This window comes from Nocardioides montaniterrae (genome assembly GCF_054782655.1).
In genome coordinates, this window is record NZ_BAAGSB010000018.1 from 24,676 (window position 1) to 41,752 (window position 17,077).

The following is a 17,077-nucleotide window of genomic DNA, read 5'->3' on the forward strand; positions in this document are numbered from 1 at the left end:
CCGGCCCGTGCAGCTGAGCCTGAAGCAGAACCACAACCTCCGGATGGTCCTGGCGGTCGGCGTCATCGCCTGCCTGGGCGCAGCGATCTACCTGTGGTTCTGGCCGGCCGACAAGGAGTGGAAGGCGGTCCACGACCTGCCGATGTGCACCGACCAGCCGAGCAGCGGCTGCCTGGAGCAGCGGACGGGCCACTTCGACCACGGCTTCGTGCACAACTACTTCGTGACCGACGGCGGCAAGCGCTACCGCTTCCACGACACCAACGGCCACCTGACGCCGCGCTACGCGCGTCACCTGGACGGCGACGACGCCATCGGCTACTTCCACGACGGCGAGTTCGTCGGCTTCACGCTCTCCGACGGGTTCGGCCACAAGTACTGGAGCTCGGACAGCTGGATCCCGCCGGTGAAGTACATCGGCCTGGCCGCGCTGTTCGTCCTCCTTGCCGGCGCGCTCCTGGTCCTCGCCCAGAAGCTCGCCGACAAGGACCCTAACGCCAAGGCCGAGTTCAAGCGGTTGATGGCCAAGCGGCGCTGATCAGCCGAGCCGCGCCGCCTTGTTGGTGAGGGCGACGTACGGCCGGCACGGCTCGTTGCGCAGGACGCCGCAGGCCGGCAGCGAGGTCGGGATCGAGACGCCCGGCACGACCGGGAGCACGAGCCGCGACGGGTAGCGCGGAGAGTGCGCGATCGCGACCGTCGCGCCGCTGCCGACCGCGTTGTCGAAGCGCCAGATCGGCTGGGTGCCGTTCGGCGCCGAGATCGTGACCCGGATGCGGGAGCCGGCGCGGTAGGCGTGACCCTCGTAGTAGAGCGGGATCGTCACCTTCACGAACTTCCCACGCGGCATCGCGCGGACGTCGCCGGGCAGCAGGCTCGGCACCGGCTCGAGCAACGTCGAGGCCTGGCGGAAGATGTCGTGGTCGCTGAAGGACAGCTTGCGCTCGCTGGCGCGCTGCCAGCCGTTCTGGACGAACACCTCCTTGCCGTCGGGCCGGACCTCGGTGACGGTCGCCTGCAGGTCGACGTCCGGCGTCGACGAACGCACCCACACCTGGACGGCACCCGCGCCGACGACGGTGTGGCCGCTCCTCAACGGAGGCGTGAGGTACGACGCGCCCGTGCCGGCCGGGTTCGGCTTCCAGTCCCAGTCCCACTGGCTCGCGTTGCCCCACAGGCCTCCGGTCATCGGGGCGCCGAGGTAGTCATCCCCCGGCACGGCCTTGGGCGAGGAGGTGTAGCGGTCGAAGTAGGACCTCGTCGCACGGGTGCCCACCATGGTGCCGTGCTGGCGGAAGTACCAGGACCGGGCCTTCGTCCCGGGCACGGGGATCGAGGAGAAGCCCTTCTCGTAGCCCGGGTACGGGTCGCCGGCACCCTTGCCGGCGCCGTTGTCGAACAGCACCCGCACCCGGGGCTGGGCGGCGAACTTCGCCAGCGCTCCGGCGTACGTCAGCTGGTTCTGGACGGGGTCGTTCGGCAGCGTGACGAGATCGGTCTGCGGGACGCCCATCGCGGTCTGGTAGATCAGCGGTGAGGCCAGCTTGAGCAGCGGGGAGTGCATGATCGGCGCCTCGTGGGCGACGTACAGCATCAAGAAGTCGTAGAGCCGGTTGAACGTCTCGGGATCGAGCGAGTCGATGTGCGCGCCGTTGGTGAAGGTGAACCACTTCTTGGTGGTGCCGGTGAAGTGTTTGACCAGCATCGGGCAGTGGCCGCCGGTCTGCTCGTCGGTCCACTGGCACGCCAGGAACACCGGCATGTGGATCTTGTGCACGAACGTCAGTGGATCGAGCGGGTCGGCCACCGCCGGGTGGTAGTGGTCGTTGGCCTTGAGCTTGGCCATCAGGTCGGCAGCCTCGCCGTGCATCGCCTGGTTGGCCTTGCAGACGGCGTCGCCGTCCTGGACGCGCTTCCAGGCGTACGCCTGCCCACCGGTCGCGCTCGCGGGCAGCGCGTCGTGGATGCGCTCCTTGGCCCACTCGACGGCGAAGCCGTCGTTGCGGATCCCGCCGGGGTAGAGCGTGCTGGCGACCGCGCTGATCGTCGAGACCGGCGTGATCGCGGCGAGGCTCGGCGGGTTGAGCTGCGCGGCGAAGAGCTGGCTGATGCCGCCGTAGGAGATGCCGAGCATGCCGACCTTGTGGCCCTTGACCCACGGCTGGCGCGCGACGGTCTCGATGACGTCGTACGCGTCGAGGTTCTGCATCGGCTCGAAGAAGTCGTAGGCACCTCCGCTGCAGCCGGTACCGCGCATGTTCACGTCGACGACCGCGAAGCCCATCAGGTTCGCGAGGGCGGCGATGCCGCTCTGGGGCGCCTTCGGGTCGGCGTACCCGTAGCCGGCGTACTCGATGACGGTGGGGTACGGCGGGAGGTAGTCGGCACCGACGTTCGGCAGGGACGTGCCGGGCGGCAGCCCGGGCAGCCCGGCCGGGCTGGTCGGCGGGTGCACGCTGATGGCGAGCTTGGTGCCGTCGCGCGTGGTCAGGTAGCCGTACCCGTTGCTCGGGATCGTCTGGTGGAAGAAGTCGGTGTGCCACGGCTTCGCCGCGTCGGTGTGGACGGCGAACGCGGCCGATCGCACTCCCCCGACGACCATCCGGTAGCCCGTGCCCGGCGCGACCTTGCGGAACAGCACGGCACCGAGGCCGTCGGCATGCTTGGTGGCGACGACGGTGCCGCCGTGCGTCAGGCGGACGGTCGCGCCGCCGGGCAGGCCGGTGGCGTACGCCTGCCGCGCGCTGCCGTGTGCGACGACCGGGGTCGCCGCGACCGCGCGGACATCGGGAGCAGTCAGGCCGAGGAGCACCGCGGCCACGGACAGAGCGGCGACGAGAACACGTTTCACATCAGCAGTGTCGCGGCAAAGTCGCATCCTGGCGAGCATCGTTGCCGAGCCGGCGCGCGCCAGCGGTGTCCGGGTTCTCGACATCGGCCCCACCGATCACCATGCCGTGGCCCTGGACCACGCAGCTGGTCACCTGCGCCGGGTCGACGTCGGCGACGGCGTGCGCGATCCGGAACAGCTCGCTCGGGCCGAGGTCGGTGGCGAGGTGCTGCATCACGGTCAGGATGCCCTTGGCGATGAAGCCGGGGTGCGACCGCATCCGGTGGATCTTGCGCTGGATGCCACGGATGACGCGGTCCTGGTTGGCGCTGCGGTCGAAGTCGCCGTACGGGAGCGTGTGCCGGATCCGGGAGAACTTCAGCGCGAGCAGGCCGCTGAGGTGGATCCGGCCCTTCTTGAAGCCCTTCGGCCAGATCTCCGGGTCGTTGAAGGGGCGCGGGTTGTCGACGGTGATGCCGCCGATGTCGTGGACCATCGCCTGGAAGTAGGTGAACCGGGTGACGAAGACGTAGTCCGGCTGCACCCCGACCAGGTTGCCGACGGTCTGCCCGAGCAGCTGCGGGCCGCCGAAGTAGAGCGCGGCGTTGATCCGGTTGGTCCCGTGTCCCGGGATCGGCACCCACGAGTCGCGCGGGATGCCGATGTCGGCCGCGGTGTGCGTCTTGGTGTTCATGAAGATCAGGTGCAGCGCGTCGCTGCGGGTGTGCAGCATGTTCTCGCCGGGCCGCGCGTCCGAGCCGACGGCGAGGATGGTGATGACGTCCTTGCCGTGCGCGAGCCTGCCGAGATCGGTCCCCTCGGCGGTCTGCACCTTGACCAGCGCCGCCTCGGTCGACTGCACCGTCGCATCGGGCACGGTCACGAGCACGACGCCGAGGATGAGCATCAGGACGATCGTGGAGCAGGTACGTCGGAGCAGGTGCTTCATCAGTTGCCCTTCTTCAGCGGCGAGCAGTGGTGGGAGACGTCGAAGCCGAAGATCTGCCAGTGCCCGCCGACCGGGACCAGGCTCACGGTGCCACCGACGAAGCAGCGCCGGACCGCCTGCCCGTTCGTGTCGTAGGTGAGCCGCACCCGGGCGGTGGCGCCGGCCGCGTGCTTCTCGACGGCCAGCACGTCGAGGTCGACGCGCCGCCGGACGAGCTGGACGGAGTCGATCTTCCCGGCGAGGTCGGCATTGCTCATCAGGTCGGCGTCGCGCGCCGCGAGCCTGGCGGCACCGGGGGTGAATCCCGGGAACCGGTTCTTCGCGTCGGTGGAGAGGTAGGCGGCCTGCCACCACGTCCCGATCGTCGCGCTCGCCTCCCTGCGGACCTGTGCACGGGCCGCGTCGGGCAGCTTGCCGGTGATCTTGGCCAGCTTGACGGCGTACGGGACCGTCGGGGTCGGCAGGGCGGACGGGCCGCCCTTCGAGGCGTGGTCGGAGCTCGAGCAGGCGGTCGCACCGAGGCCCGTCATGAGCGCCATCACCAGGCCCAGGACGGGTGTGAGGCGGTGAGTCTTCGACAAGGTTCGACCTCCATATCGGGTGGACCAGCGGCCCATGCATCACGCTTCCACAACACCGTGTCCGATCCTTGCTCCCTCTCCCGGCATTTCAAGCGGCATGGGTCTAGGCTCGTCGTCGGTGCCGACCGGTGAGGTGGCGTCGGCCCAGTGATCAGAAGAGGCGAAGCCAGTCGTGACGCAGTCGTCGGACCAGCAGTCCAGCTCCAACAGCCCCCACGGCATCGATTTCGGTGCCAACGAGTGGTTGGTCGAGGAGATGAGGTCGCGCTTCGACGCCGACCCCTCCAGCGTCGACCAGGCCTGGGCGTCGTACTTCCGTGGCGCCGGCGCGGCGACCAACGGCTCCACTCCCTCCGCCGCCCCCGCCGCCGCGGCCCAGACCGCGCAGGCGAACCCGCCCACCGGCGCGATCCCGATCCCCAAGGCCCGTCCGGCCACGCCGGTCAGCCCGGCCGCGAAGACGATGCCGACCAAGCCGTCGACCGCCGAGGACAAGCCGACCCCGAAGGATGCCCCCAAGCCGGCGCCCGTGGCGGTCAACGACGAGGCCACCCTCACCACGCTGCGCGGCATCCCCGCGGCGACCGCGAAGAACATGGACATCTCGCTGTCCGTGCCGACCGCGACCTCGGTCCGCAACATCCCGGTCAAGCTGCTGTGGGACAACCGCATCGTCATCAACAGCCACCTCAAGCGCGCTCGAGGCGGCAAGGTCTCCTTCACCCACCTGATCGGCTACGCCATCGTGCGCGCCATCAAGTCGATGCCGGAGATGAACAACACCTACGCCGAGATCGACGGCAAGCCGACCATGGTCACGCCGCCGCACGTCAACCTCGGCCTGGCCATCGACCAGCAGAAGCCCGACGGCACCCGCCAGCTGGTGGCCCCCTCCATCAAGGCGTGCGAGTCGATGGACTTCGCGCAGTTCTGGACGGCGTACGAGGAGATCGTGCGCAAGGCCAAGGACAACAAGCTGACGATGGACGACTACACCGGTACGACGGTCAGCCTGACCAACGTCGGTGGCATCGGCACCAACAACTCCGTCCCCCGCCTGATGCAGGGCCAGGCCGCGATCATCGGCGTCGGCTCGATGGACTACCCGCCGGAGTTCCAGGGCGCGTCCGAGGACACCATCTCCCGCAACGCGATCTCGCGGATCATGACGATGACCTCGACGTACGACCACCGGGTCATCCAGGGCGCCCAGTCGGGCGAGTTCCTCCGTCTGGTCCACCAGCAGCTGCTCGGCGAGGGCGGCTTCTACGACGACATCTTCCGCTCGCTGCGCATCCCCTACGAGCCGATCCGCTGGAACGCCGACATCGCGACGTCCCACGACGACGAGATCGACAAGCAGGCGCGCATCCTCGAGCTGATCCACGCCTACCGCGTCCGCGGCCACCTGATGGCCGACACGGACCCGCTCGAGTACAAGCAGCGCAGCCACCCCGACCTGCGCATCGAGTCGCACGGCCTGACGCTGTGGGACCTCGACCGCGAGTTCCCGACCGGCTCGTTCGGCGGCGCCGGCCGTCGCTTCATGAAGCTCCGCGACATCCTCGGCATCCTGCGTGACTCCTACTGCCGCACCACCGGCATCGAGTACATGCACATCATGGATCCCGAGCAGCGCCAGTGGCTCCAGGAGCGCGTCGAGAAGCCGTACGACAAGGAGACCCGCGAGGAGCAGCTGCGGATCCTGCAGAAGCTCAACCAGGCCGAGGCGTTCGAGACCTTCCTGCAGACGAAGTTCGTCGGCCAGAAGCGCTTCTCGCTCGAGGGTGGCGAGACCACCATCCCGGTCGTCGACGAGATCTGTGAGGCCGCCGCCCAGTCCGGCCTGGTCGAGGTCGCGATCGGCATGGCGCACCGCGGTCGCCTCAACGTGCTGGCCAACATCGTCGGCAAGTCCTACAACCAGATCTTCCGCGAGTTCGAGGGCAACATCGACCCGCGCACGGTCCAGGGCTCGGGCGACGTGAAGTACCACCTCGGCGCGGACGGCGAGTTCGTCGCCGGCACCGGCGAGACCATCGCGGTCTCCGTGGCCGCGAACCCCTCGCACCTCGAGACGGTCGACCCGGTCCTGGAGGGCATCGCCCGCGCCAAGCAGGACGTCCTCGACCGGGGCGACGAGTTCCCGGTCCTGCCGCTGCTCCTGCACGGCGACGCGGCGTTCGCCGGCCAAGGTGTGGTCGCCGAGACCCTCAACCTGTCCCAGCTCCGCGGCTACCGCACCGGCGGCACGATCCACCTGGTCATCAACAACCAGGTCGGCTTCACCACCTCGCCCGCCTCCTCGCGCTCGACGCTCTACGCCACCGACGTGGCCCGCATGGTCCAGGCGCCGATCTTCCACGTGAACGGCGACGACCCGGAGGCCTGCATCCGCGTCGCACGGCTCGCGTTCGAGTACCGCCAGGCGTTCAACAAGGACGTCGTCATCGACCTGGTCTGCTACCGCCGCCGCGGTCACAACGAGGGTGACGACCCGTCGTACACCCAGCCGTTGATGTACGACCTGATCGAGCAGAAGCGCTCGGTGCGCAAGCTCTACACCGAGTCGCTGATCGGTCGTGGCGACATCACCATCGAGGAGGCCGAGCAGGTCCTCCGCGACTACCAGAACCAGCTGGAGCGGGTCTTCACCGACGTCCGCGAGGCCGACGCCAAGCCCGACGAGTGGACCACCGTCCCCGACTACCCCGAGAAGGAGGCCTACGAGGCCACCACCGCGGTGTCGCCGGAGGTCCTCAAGCGGATCGCGGACGCCTACGTCACCCCGCCGGAGGGCTTCACGGTCCACCCGAAGGTGATGCCGCAGCTGCAGCGTCGCTCGGCCGCGATCGCGGACGGCCCCATCGACTGGGGCACCGGCGAGATCCTCGCCTTCGGCTCGCTGCTGATGGAGGGCCGCCCGGTCCGCCTGGCCGGCCAGGACTCGCGTCGCGGCACGTTCGTGCAGCGCTTCGCGACGATCATCGACCGCGTCAACGCGGACGAGTGGACGCCGCTGGCCAACCTCACCGAGGACCAGGCCAAGTTCTTCGTCTACGACTCCCTGCTCAGCGAGTACGCCGCCCTCGGCTTCGAGTACGGCTACTCCGTGGCCCGTCCCGAGGCACTGGTCCTCTGGGAGGCCCAGTTCGGTGACTTCGTCAACGGCGCACAGAGCGTCATCGACGAGTACATCTCCGCCGGCAAGACCAAGTGGAACCAGGACTCCGGCGTCGTGCTGCTGCTGCCGCACGGCTACGAGGGCCAGGGTGCCGACCACTCCTCCGCCCGCATCGAGCGCTTCCTCACGCTCTGCGCGGACGAGGCGATGGTGGTCGCGCAGCCGTCGAGCCCGGCGTCGTACTTCCACCTCCTGCGTCGCCACGCCCTCGGCGGCGACCACAAGCCGCTGATCGTCTTCACACCGAAGTCGATGCTCAAGCGCAAGGAGGCCGCCTCGCTGCCGGCCGAGTTCACCTCCGGTGAGTTCCAGCCGGTCATCCCCGACGAGCTGGTCGACGCCGACAAGGTCACCACCGTGCTGCTGGTCTCCGGCCGCCTCACCTGGGACATCGTCGTTGACCGCGCCAAGCGCGAGCGCAGCGACGTCGCGATCGTGCGCGTCGAGCAGCTCTACCCGTGGCCGACCGACGCGATCGCCACCGAGCTGGCCAAGTACCCGAACGCCAAGGTCAAGTGGGTCCAGGACGAGCCGTTCAACCAGGGCCCGTGGCCGACGTTCGCGCTCAACGTGGTGCCCGAGCTCGGTCGCGAGGTCGAGGCGATCACCCGCCCGGCGTCGTCCACCACGGCCGTCGGCACGGTCAAGCGGCACATGGTCGAGAACGCCGAGCTGCTCGAGCGCGCCTTCAGCTGAGCCGATGTACTTCACCGATCGCGGCATCGAGGAGCTCGAGCAGCGCCGGGGTGACGAGGAGGTCACCCTGGCGTGGCTGTCCGAGCGGCTGATCGAGTTCGTCGACGTGCACCCCGAGCACGAGAACGCCATCGAGCGCTTCGCCACCTGGCTGGCGCGGCTTGACGACCCGGAGGACTAGTGCCGCAGCCTGACCAGCACGACCACGTCCCGTACGCCGCGTGGGGCGAGCTGTTCTTCGCGGCGGCCGTCACCGAGGAGCGTGTCCTCGCAGGCGTCAACGTCCTGGGCGGTCGACCGATCGACGTCGGCCCGATCGGGGTCGGTCCAGGCAGGGTCGCGAAGGTCAGCGCCAAGGGCCAGATCGGCACCGCCACCGGCCAGCGGGTCGGCGACCTGCCCATCGTGTTCAAGGTGAACCTGCCGGTCACGGTGCAGTTCGTGATCGACCTCGGTGTCGACAAGCACCTCTTCGACGCCTCGATCCAGGTCCCGCTGACGATCACCGCCGAGGGACGGCGCGACCTCGCCATCGAGCTGGTCGTCACTCCCCCGACGCCGGGCCAGATCATCGTGCACCTCAAGGCCAAGGGGCTGCGCGCGTCACTGATGCAGAAGGCGGCCGGCGTCGATGCCGAGCTGCGTCGCTTCGTCGCCAAGTACGTCGCCCGCGAGATCGACAAGCCGGAGGTCGCCGCGGCCCGGCTCATCGACGTCTACAGCGCGATCGACCGCGCCGCCGGCAGCCTGGTGCCCTCCGACGCGAGCCGACTCGCCGCCGAGGTCTCCGAGAGCCTGCCTGCCGCGTTCGAGTCGGAGATCGAGGCCGCCGCCGACCAGCTCCTCCAGGACGAGTCCTGAGCCCGGCGTACCCTCCGGCGCCGTGGCGGATGCACGGGTCGATGTGGCTCACCGTCCTCCGGCTCGGCAGGGACGTCGACGAGCGCCATCCTGCGGGCATCTACGGCGTCGCGCTGGTCGACTACCGCGAGCCCAGCCCGCTGACGTACGCCGAGCTGCTCGTCGCGCGCTCGCTCACCAACCGGGCCGGCCAACGGGCCGTGACCATCACCGACATCTGGGTCGACTCCCCCTCCTCCCGCGCGGGTGGGCGCGAGCTGTGGGCGATCCCCAAGGAGCTGTGCGACTTCGAGCTGGAGTCCACCCACCGGGGTCCGCTCGCCTCCACCCGATGGCGCGCCTCCCTGGACCGCCGGCCGATCGTCGAGGCCTCGTTCACCGACGTCTCCCGGGCCGCACCGCGGGTGCCGTTCAAGGGACTGGTCGAGCAGCCCGGCATCCCCGACCACCCCGAGACCGCCGACGTGGCGATGTCGGGCTCGGCCAGGGCCCTGCCCGCGCGCGGACGCTGGCACTTCGCCCCTGACGGGCCCCTCGGGTTCCTGCGCGGGGCCCGTCAGCTGGGATCGTTCCGGATGGCCGACTTCCGGCTCGACTTCGACTGAGTCGCCTCGCGGAGGTGGCGGGGACGGTCCAGGTACGACGACGAGGCCCCGCCTGATGGCAGGGCCTCGTCGTGGTTCGGGCTCAGATGTCGCTGTCGTCCTCGGGCCCGACGTGGTCGGCCCGCGCCCGGCGGGCCGCGTCGCGGATCTCGAAGAGGTCCGTGGCCAGGCCGCCCACCGTCTTGGCGATGCCGCCGACCGCGTCGACGACGATCCCGGTGGCTTGGCCCACCGCCTGCACGGCGGCGTCCACGCCGTCCTGCAGCGCGTCCTTGCGGATCTCGGCCTTGCTCAGCTTGTCGCGTCCGGTCATGGGACCAGTGTCATGCGGCGACGGCGTCGCCCACAACATGCTGCTGGTCACGCGTGCGCTGCCTCTTGCGGAACGGGAAGCTGAGGATCTCGCGCAGACCGGCCAGCGGGCCCTTGGTGTAGGTGCTGTCCGGGAGGGAGAGCTTGAAGACCTGCTGCCACACGCTCCACAGCTGCTTGTGCATCGGCGCCTCGTTGTAGCGGATGCCGTAACGCTCGCAGATCTCCTTGACCTCGACGGCGATCTCGGCGTAGCGGTAGGCCGGGATGTCGGGGAACAGGTGGTGCTCGATCTGGTAGCTCAGGTTGCCCGAGAGGACGTCGACCCAGTGGCTGCCGGTGAAGTTCGCCGAGCCCAGGATCTGGCGGTAGTACCACTCGGCGTGGCTCTCGTCCTCGGTCTCCTCGATGGAGAACGTCTCAGCGCCCTCCGGGAAGTGACCGCACCAGATGACCGAGGAGGCCCACAGGTTGCGGACGAGGTTGGCCGCAGCGTTGCCGACGAAGGTGAACGGCGCGCCCGGGCCGGAGAGGATCGGGAAGAGGACGTAGTCCTTCAGCGCCTGCTTTCCGGCCTTCTCCATGAAGCGCTTGCGGGCCGGGGCCATGTCGGCCCAGGTCTGCTCACCGCGGAACCACTTCTCCGACTCGAACTCCTGCAGCGCGGTGCCCCACTGGAAGAGCACCTGGAGGGTGCCGCAGAAGATCGGGTTGAGCAGCCAGATCGGGTGCCACGGCTGCTCTTCGGTGACGCGGATGACGCCGTAACCCGTGGCATCGTGGTCCTTGCCGACGATGTTGGTGAACGTGTGGTGCACGTAGTTGTGCGTGTAGAGCCAGCTGTCGGCGTGGATCGTGCTGTCCCAGTCGAAGTTCTTGGCCGTGTACTGGGGGTCGTTCATGAAGTCGTACTGGCCGTGCATGACGTTGTGGCCGATCTCCATGTTGTCGATGATCTTCGACAGGGAGAGGGCGGTGACGCCCGCGAGCCAGGCCGGCGGGAACCAGCCGGCCCACAGCAGGGCGCGGCCGGCGACCTCGAGCTTCTTCTGCTTGTCGACGATGTCGCGGATGTACGCCGCGTCCTTCTCGCCCAGGTCGGCGACGATGCGGGCGCGCAGGTCGTCGAGCTCCTTGCCGAATGCCTCGATCTTCTCGGGGCTCAGCTTCTTGCTCTTGGTCTTCTGGACGGCGGGCGCCGTGGCGGTGACAGTCATGAGAACTCCTGGAAGGTCGTGTCTGTGGATCAGAGGTCGATGGAGACGTCGCCACACGGCGCCGAGATGCACGGCTTGATGTTGACGTCGTTGTCGGTGTTCAGGTCGCCGGTCAGCACGTTGCGGGTGATGCCCGTGAGCTTGGTGCTGACGCAGGCGTTGCAGATGCCGATGCGGCAGCCGTAGTCCGGGTTGAGACCCGCGGCCTCGGCCTGCTCGAGGATGGTCTGACCGTTGTTGTCGGCCTTGGTCTCCGAGGCAGCGAAGACGAGCTCGCCGGTGGCCTCGTCGGTCGGGACGGTCCGGGTCGGGGCCGCGAACTGCTCCAGGTGGAGACGGTCGGAGATGCCCTCGGCCTCGAAGACCGCGCGTACGCCGTCCATCAGCGGCATCGGGCCGCACAGGAAGGTCTCGGCCTCGGCGAAGTGCTTGTCGGCGGCGACGAGGTGCTCCTTGGAGAAGAAGCCCCGCAGGTCCCCCTCGTCGGAGTCCGTGTAGGCACGGATGATCCGGACGCCCTCGTACTTGGCCTCGATCTCGGCGATCTCGTCGCGGTAGATCACGTCGTCCGGCGTGAACGCGTAGTGCAGGAAGGTGACCTTGCCGATGTAGGCGCGCTCGGTGAGCGTGCGGAGCATCGACATCACGGGGGTGATGCCCGATCCGCCGCTGATCAGCAGGATGCTGCGCGGGTGCGGCAGCGGGATGTGGAAGTCGCCCTGCGCCTGCGAGATCTGGACCATCAGGCCCGGCTTCGCGTTGGCCAGCAGCCACGGCGAGACCAGACCCTTCGGATCCACCTTGACGGTCAGCTCGACCCGGCCGTCGCGGCGGAACTGGGAGTTGGCCGGCGAGTAGCAACGCGTGCGACGGATGCCGTCGATCTCGACGGAGAGCTTGACGAACTGGCCGGCCTTGAAGCCGTTCCAGAGGTCGTTGGGGCGAAGCGTGATCGTGACGCTGTCGGCGGTCTTGCGCTCGACCTCGGTGACCTCGGCGCGGATCTCGGTGCTCGACCACAGCGGGTCGACCATCTCGACCCAGCGGTCGACGCCGTGGGGCGTCGTCAGGGCAGCGACGAAGTTCGAGCCCAGGAAGCGACGACCCAACCTCGACGAGGTCAAAACTTGTGTGCGGGACATGCGAGGCTCCTGAAAGTTCGGTGTACGTCTGTACACCGAAAGACTTCCCTGTCAGCCTGATCCTGGTCAACCTTGACGCGCCGTGACAGTGCACACATGTACACCGACTATGCTTGTCGGGTGAGTGAGACGACGGGAACCAGGGCCGAGCGCAAGGAGCGCACGCGCCAAGCCATTCTCGACGCCACCCTCGAGCTGTGCGGTGAGACTCCCCTGGCCGCCCTGTCCCTGCGCCAGGTCGCCAAGCAGGTCGGCATCGTCCCGACCGCCTTCTACCGCCACTTCGAGTCGATCGAGCAGCTCGGCCTGGCGCTCGTCGAGGAGTCGTTCGGCAGCCTCCGCGCGATGATCCGCGACGTCCGCTCCTCGGCCGACCCCGGGTTCAGCCGGCTGATCGACAGCTCGATGGCGACGATGGTCAGCCACATCCGTGCCGAGCACGACCACTTCTCCTTCATCGTCCGCGAGCGGTTCGCCGGCCCGGCCGCCGTACGTGACTCAATCCGCGCCCACCTGGACCGGTTCGTCGACGAGCTCGCCACCGACCTCGCGCGCCTGCCCGGCTCCGCCGCCGTCTCCGCCGAGGACCTGCGCACGATCGCCGATCTCTTCGTCACCAGCTTCGTGGCCGCCGCCGAGCGGTTGCTGGCCACCACCCCGGCCTCCGCAGCGGAGGCCGAGCTCCTGCGCACCGTCCGCACCCAGCTGCGGATGGTCGTCGTCGGCGCGCGTCAGTGGGACTCCTCACGCTGACGCCGTCTGGACCGGCGTACGTCGCTCCCAGGACCATGGGGCCGTGCCCACCCTGGAGAACCTGACGACCGTCGCCCGCCACGCCGCTCGCAACGCGTGGGCGATCTCGCCGCTCGGCGCCGGCATCGAGAAGTACGCCGGCCTGCCCACCTCGGTCGTCTACGACCGGCCCCACCGCCGGCTGCTGCGCTACTCCGGCGTGACGACCGCAGGCACCCGCCCGGTCCTGCTGGTTCCGCCGCTGGCGGTGTCGATCCGCTGCTACGACCTGCGCCCTGGCCAGAGCCTGGCCGCGCACCTCGTCGGGGCCCGGCGGCCGACGTACGTCATCGACTACGGCGAGATCGGCTTCGCCGACCGGGCCATGGGGTTCGAGGACTGGATCGACGACATCATCCCGACCGCGCTGCGCACCGTCTCCGAGGCGCACGGCGGCAGCGAGGTCGACGTGGTCGGCTGGTCCCTCGGCGGCACGATGAGCCTGTTGATGGCCGGCGCGCACCCCGAGCTGCCGATCGCCTCGATCACGGCCTTCGGCACCCCGATCGACTACTCCAAGAACCCGGCCGTGACCGGCTTCGTCGCGGCCGACAAGCTGCTCGGCACCTGGATGACCACCCTGCCGACGGCCGCGCTCGGCGGGGTCCCGAAGCACGTCGTCCGCGCGTCGTACCGCGCGATGGCGCCCAAGCGCGAGCTCACCAAGGCGGCGTTCCTCGCCAGGAACATCCTCGACGTGGAGGCGCTCGGCCGCACCGAGGCGGTCGACGACTTCATCGGCTCGATGCCCGGCTATCCCGGACGTGCCTACCACCAGATCCACAGCCGCCTGATGGTCCGCAACGAGCTGGCCAAGGGCCGCGTCGAGCTCAGCCGGGAGCGCGTCGTCGACCTGGAGCAGATCGACACCCGGGTGCTGCTGATCGGCTCCACCACGGACAACATCGGCCCCGGACCGTCGGTCCAGGGTGGCGTGGGCGTCATTCCCGGAGCGAGGTACGCCGCTGCCGACGGCCTGTCCCACCTCGGACTGATCGCCGGCCCCACGGCCGCGCAGGTCAGCTGGCCGCTGCTCGACGAGTTCCTGGGCTGACCGCCGAGATCGCGGTCCGTCACACCCGAGATCGCCGTCCGCCGCACACGACAAGGGCCGCCCGCATCATGCGAGCGGCCCTTGTGCGACTCAGTGCGGTCTCGGCTCAGTGGCCGGCGCCCTCGACCGGAGCCGTCGGGCGGGACGGCAGCAGCACCGCCATCACCACGACGATCACGGCGATCGCGGCAGAGACCAGGAACGCCGCCTCCAGGCCGCCGATGGCCGCGTCGACCTTGGAGTGACCCGACTCGAACAGGCTGGTGGCGCGGTTGCTCTGCACCGTCAGCAGCAGAGCGGCACCGATCGCACCGGCGACCTGCTGGAGCGTGCCGAGCAGCGAGCTGCCGTGGGAGTAGAGCTGCGGCGGCAGGTCGCCCAGACCCAGCGAGAAGACCGGCGTGAAGATCGCCGCGAGGCAGACCATGAGCAGCACGTGGAGCACGATGAACACGGCGTACGGCGTCGTGGCGGTCAGCTGGCTCATCGCGCCGAGCAGCACGACCATGCCGATCGCGCCCGGGATGACCAGCGGCTTGGAGCCGACCCGGTCGAACAGCTTGCCGACACGAGGGCCGAGCAGGCCCATCGCGAGGCCACCGGGCATAACCATCAGGCCGTTCTGGAGCGCGGTGAGCCCGCGCAGGTTCTGGAGGTAGCCCGGCAGGATGATCATCGACCCGAAGAAGCCGAGGAACGCGGCCGCCATCAGGACCAGCGACTTGGCGTACGTCGGGTGCTTGAGCGTGCGCAGGTCGAGCAGCGGGGTACCGACGCGCTGGAGGCGCAGCTGGTTGAGCACGAACAGCGCGACCAGCACGACGCCGCCGCCGACGATCGCGGCCGGCTCGGTCCACTCGGCGTGACCGACCTTGTTCAGGCCGTAGACCACGCTGGCGAAGCCGGTGGCGGCCAGCACGACGCTGACCCAGCTGACGGTCGACTTGTGGTTCTCACCGATGTTCTCGAGGAGGCGGTATCCGAAGGCACCGACGACCAGCGCGATCGGGACGACCACGACGAAGATCAGGCGCCAGTTGCCCGTCTGCAGCACGAGGCCGGAGACGGCCGGACCCATCGCGGGAGCGACGGACATCGCCAGGGTGACCTGGCCCATGACCCGGCCGCGGTCCTGCATCGGGACGACCGTCATCAGCGTCGTCATCAGCAGAGGCATCATCACCGCGGTGCCGCTGGCCTGGATCGCGCGCCCGGCGAGCAGCACGCCGAACGTGGGCGCGGCAGCGGCCACGACCGTGCCGACGAGGAAGGCCGACATCGCTGCGGCGTACGCCGTGCGGGTGCTGACGCGCTGGAGGAACCAGCCGGTCAGCGGGATGAGGGCGGCCATCGTGAGCATGAAGACGGTGGTCACCCAGCCGGCGGTGGCCAGGCTGACGTCGAAGTGACGCGCCAGGTCGGGCAGGGCGTTGACCGTGATGGTCTCGTTCAGGATCACCACGAACGTCGCAGCGACCAGCAGCTTGATCACCAGCGGGGTCCTGCCGGTTGCGAGCTCGGCCTCGAGCTCGGCGATCTCCTGCTCGACCTCGGCCGGCGGGGTGTACGCGGCGAAGTCATCTGCCTCGGTGGGCGCAGTCATGTCAGTCCTCGGGGGTGTGAGAGCGAAGTGGAAGGGCGTTCATCTGGTCGACGAACCAGACCCTCGCTTTTCGACATCCCCATGGTCCCAGCGACCACCGACAGTGGGCCAATCGTTATCGCGTGAGCACGATCTTCCCGAAGACATCGCCCGACGCGATCGCGGCGAAGCCCTCGCGGGCGTCCTCCATGGCGATCGTGCGATCGATCAGCGGCCGTACGCCGGTCGCGTCGAGCATGGTGACCAGCGACGCCAGCTCGTCCCTCGTGCCCATGGTCGAACCGATGACGCTCAGCTGCAGGAAGAAGATGTGGGTGAGCATCGTGTCGTCGAGCTTGGGCCCGGACGTCGTACCGCTGATGACGAGCTTGCCGCCCGGCTTCAGCGAGCGGATCGAGTGCTCCCAGGTGGCGCGCCCGACGGTCTCCATGACGGCGTCGACCTTCGCCGGCAGGCGCTCGCCAGAGCCGTGGACCTCGTGGGCACCGATCTCGAGCGCGCGGGCCCGCTTGGCCTCGTCACGGCTGGTGGCCACGACCCGGAGGCCCGCAGCACGACCGAGAGCGATCAGCGCGGTGGCGACGCCTCCGCCGGCGCCCTGCACGAGCACGGTGTCACCGGCCTTGAGGCCGCCCTGGGTGAAGAGCATCCGGTACGCCGTCAGCCAGGCGGTCGGGAGGCACGCGGCCTCCTCGAAGGACAGCGAGGCGGGCTTGGGGACGACGTTGCGTCGCGGGACGATCACCTTGTCGGCGAAGGTGCCCTGGTGTCGCTCGGACAGCAGCGAGCGCTTGGGGTCGAAGGTCTCGTCACCGGACCAGTCGGGGCTGGAGATGACGGAGTGGACGACCACCTCGTTGCCGTCCTCGTCGTACCCGGCCGCGTCGCACCCGAGGATCATCGGCAACGCCTCCTCGCGCAGGCCGACGCCCTTGAGCGACCAGAGGTCGTGGTGGTTCAGGCTCGCGGCCTTGACCGTGACGGTGGTCCACCCGTCCGGTGCGACCGGGTCGGGACGCTCCCCGATGACCAGTCCGTCGAGCGGGTTGTCCTGGCTGAACGACTTGGCGTAGACGGCGAACATGCGGCCAACGCTATCGGTCTGCAGGTTTCCCAAGGGATGCAGGGAAACCTGCACCTCCCAAGGGTTGCAGCGCCGCGGAATCCATCGGTCTAAGCAACGCTGACCCGCAAGGAGCGTTGTGGTGCGTAGAGCGATCCCGTACGAGACACGTGAAGAGCTACTGGAGC

15 protein-coding genes are annotated in these 17,077 nt (G+C 69.1%); 7 read left to right on the forward strand and 8 right to left on the reverse strand.

What is annotated here, in order from left to right; translation table 11 throughout:
• Positions 1-7: 7 nt before the first annotated feature.
• Positions 8-538 (forward strand): hypothetical protein, encoded by a 531-nt coding sequence (locus ACYVJ3_RS16300; RefSeq protein WP_460854130.1) that lies wholly within the window; start codon positions 8-10, stop codon positions 536-538.
• On the opposite strand, the gene ACYVJ3_RS16305 is transcribed toward ACYVJ3_RS16300, so the two are convergent.
• From ACYVJ3_RS16305 to ACYVJ3_RS16315, 3 genes are read right to left on the reverse strand one after another with little or no spacing between them, the layout of a single operon-like run.
• Positions 539-2,851, reverse strand: coding sequence for a CocE/NonD family hydrolase (locus ACYVJ3_RS16305; protein WP_460854131.1), 2,313 nt, complete (start codon positions 2,849-2,851; stop codon positions 539-541).
• Position 2,852: 1 nt separating this feature from the next.
• On the reverse strand, positions 2,853-3,779 hold the full coding sequence (locus ACYVJ3_RS16310; protein ID WP_460854132.1) for an LCP family protein: 927 nt from the start codon (positions 3,777-3,779) through the stop codon (positions 2,853-2,855).
• Positions 3,779-4,360: a hypothetical protein gene (locus tag ACYVJ3_RS16315; protein ID WP_460854133.1), complete on the reverse strand. Its 582-nt coding sequence runs from the start codon at positions 4,358-4,360 to the stop codon at positions 3,779-3,781. Before ACYVJ3_RS16315 ends, ACYVJ3_RS16310 begins: the two co-directional genes overlap by 1 nt.
• Positions 4,361-4,532: 172 nt before the next feature.
• On the opposite strand from ACYVJ3_RS16315, the gene ACYVJ3_RS16320 reads away from it, so the two are divergent.
• From ACYVJ3_RS16320 to ACYVJ3_RS16335, 4 genes are read left to right on the forward strand one after another with little or no spacing between them, the layout of a single operon-like run.
• Entirely contained in the window at positions 4,533-8,240 is a 3,708-nt protein-coding gene (locus tag ACYVJ3_RS16320) for a multifunctional oxoglutarate decarboxylase/oxoglutarate dehydrogenase thiamine pyrophosphate-binding subunit/dihydrolipoyllysine-residue succinyltransferase subunit (RefSeq protein WP_460854134.1), read from the forward strand.
• 4 nt (positions 8,241-8,244) lie between these two features.
• Positions 8,245-8,421: a DUF6104 family protein gene (locus tag ACYVJ3_RS16325; RefSeq protein WP_460854135.1), complete on the forward strand. Its 177-nt coding sequence runs from the start codon at positions 8,245-8,247 to the stop codon at positions 8,419-8,421.
• Positions 8,421-9,101, forward strand: a complete 681-nt coding sequence (locus tag ACYVJ3_RS16330) for a hypothetical protein (RefSeq protein WP_460854136.1) — start codon at positions 8,421-8,423, stop codon at positions 9,099-9,101. The genes ACYVJ3_RS16325 and ACYVJ3_RS16330 overlap by 1 nt, the downstream gene beginning before the upstream one ends.
• A gap of 41 nt (positions 9,102-9,142) precedes the next feature.
• Positions 9,143-9,706, forward strand: coding sequence for an acetoacetate decarboxylase family protein (locus ACYVJ3_RS16335; protein WP_460854137.1), 564 nt, complete (start codon positions 9,143-9,145; stop codon positions 9,704-9,706).
• Between the two features lie 82 nt (positions 9,707-9,788).
• Here the strand turns inward: ACYVJ3_RS16335 and ACYVJ3_RS16340 are convergent, their stop codons facing one another.
• From ACYVJ3_RS16340 to ACYVJ3_RS16350, 3 genes are read right to left on the reverse strand one after another with little or no spacing between them, the layout of a single operon-like run.
• Complete coding sequence (locus ACYVJ3_RS16340) at positions 9,789-10,019, reverse strand: hypothetical protein (protein WP_460854138.1); 231 nt, start codon at positions 10,017-10,019, stop codon at positions 9,789-9,791.
• Between the two features lie 10 nt (positions 10,020-10,029).
• The gene (locus ACYVJ3_RS16345; protein ID WP_460854139.1) at positions 10,030-11,235 is read right to left on the reverse strand and encodes a fatty acid desaturase family protein; all 1,206 of its coding nucleotides are present in this window, start codon (positions 11,233-11,235) and stop codon (positions 10,030-10,032) included.
• Between the two features lie 29 nt (positions 11,236-11,264).
• On the reverse strand, positions 11,265-12,377 hold the full coding sequence (locus ACYVJ3_RS16350; RefSeq protein ID WP_460854140.1) for a ferredoxin reductase: 1,113 nt from the start codon (positions 12,375-12,377) through the stop codon (positions 11,265-11,267).
• 120 nt (positions 12,378-12,497) lie between these two features.
• Between ACYVJ3_RS16350 and ACYVJ3_RS16355 the strand changes: the two genes are divergently transcribed.
• Complete coding sequence (locus ACYVJ3_RS16355; RefSeq protein ID WP_460854141.1) at positions 12,498-13,130, forward strand: TetR family transcriptional regulator; 633 nt, start codon at positions 12,498-12,500, stop codon at positions 13,128-13,130.
• A gap of 43 nt (positions 13,131-13,173) precedes the next feature.
• A complete protein-coding gene (locus ACYVJ3_RS16360) occupies positions 13,174-14,223 on the forward strand; it encodes an alpha/beta fold hydrolase (protein ID WP_460854142.1) in 1,050 nt (349 codons plus the stop codon).
• A 106-nt stretch (positions 14,224-14,329) separates the two neighbouring features.
• On the opposite strand, the gene ACYVJ3_RS16365 is transcribed toward ACYVJ3_RS16360, so the two are convergent.
• Together ACYVJ3_RS16365 and ACYVJ3_RS16370 are read right to left on the reverse strand one after the other, a co-directional pair.
• The gene (locus tag ACYVJ3_RS16365; protein ID WP_460854143.1) at positions 14,330-15,826 is read right to left on the reverse strand and encodes an MDR family MFS transporter; all 1,497 of its coding nucleotides are present in this window, start codon (positions 15,824-15,826) and stop codon (positions 14,330-14,332) included.
• Between the two features lie 115 nt (positions 15,827-15,941).
• On the reverse strand, positions 15,942-16,910 hold the full coding sequence (locus tag ACYVJ3_RS16370) for a zinc-binding dehydrogenase (RefSeq protein WP_460854144.1): 969 nt from the start codon (positions 16,908-16,910) through the stop codon (positions 15,942-15,944).
• Positions 16,911-17,077 lie beyond the last annotated feature (167 nt).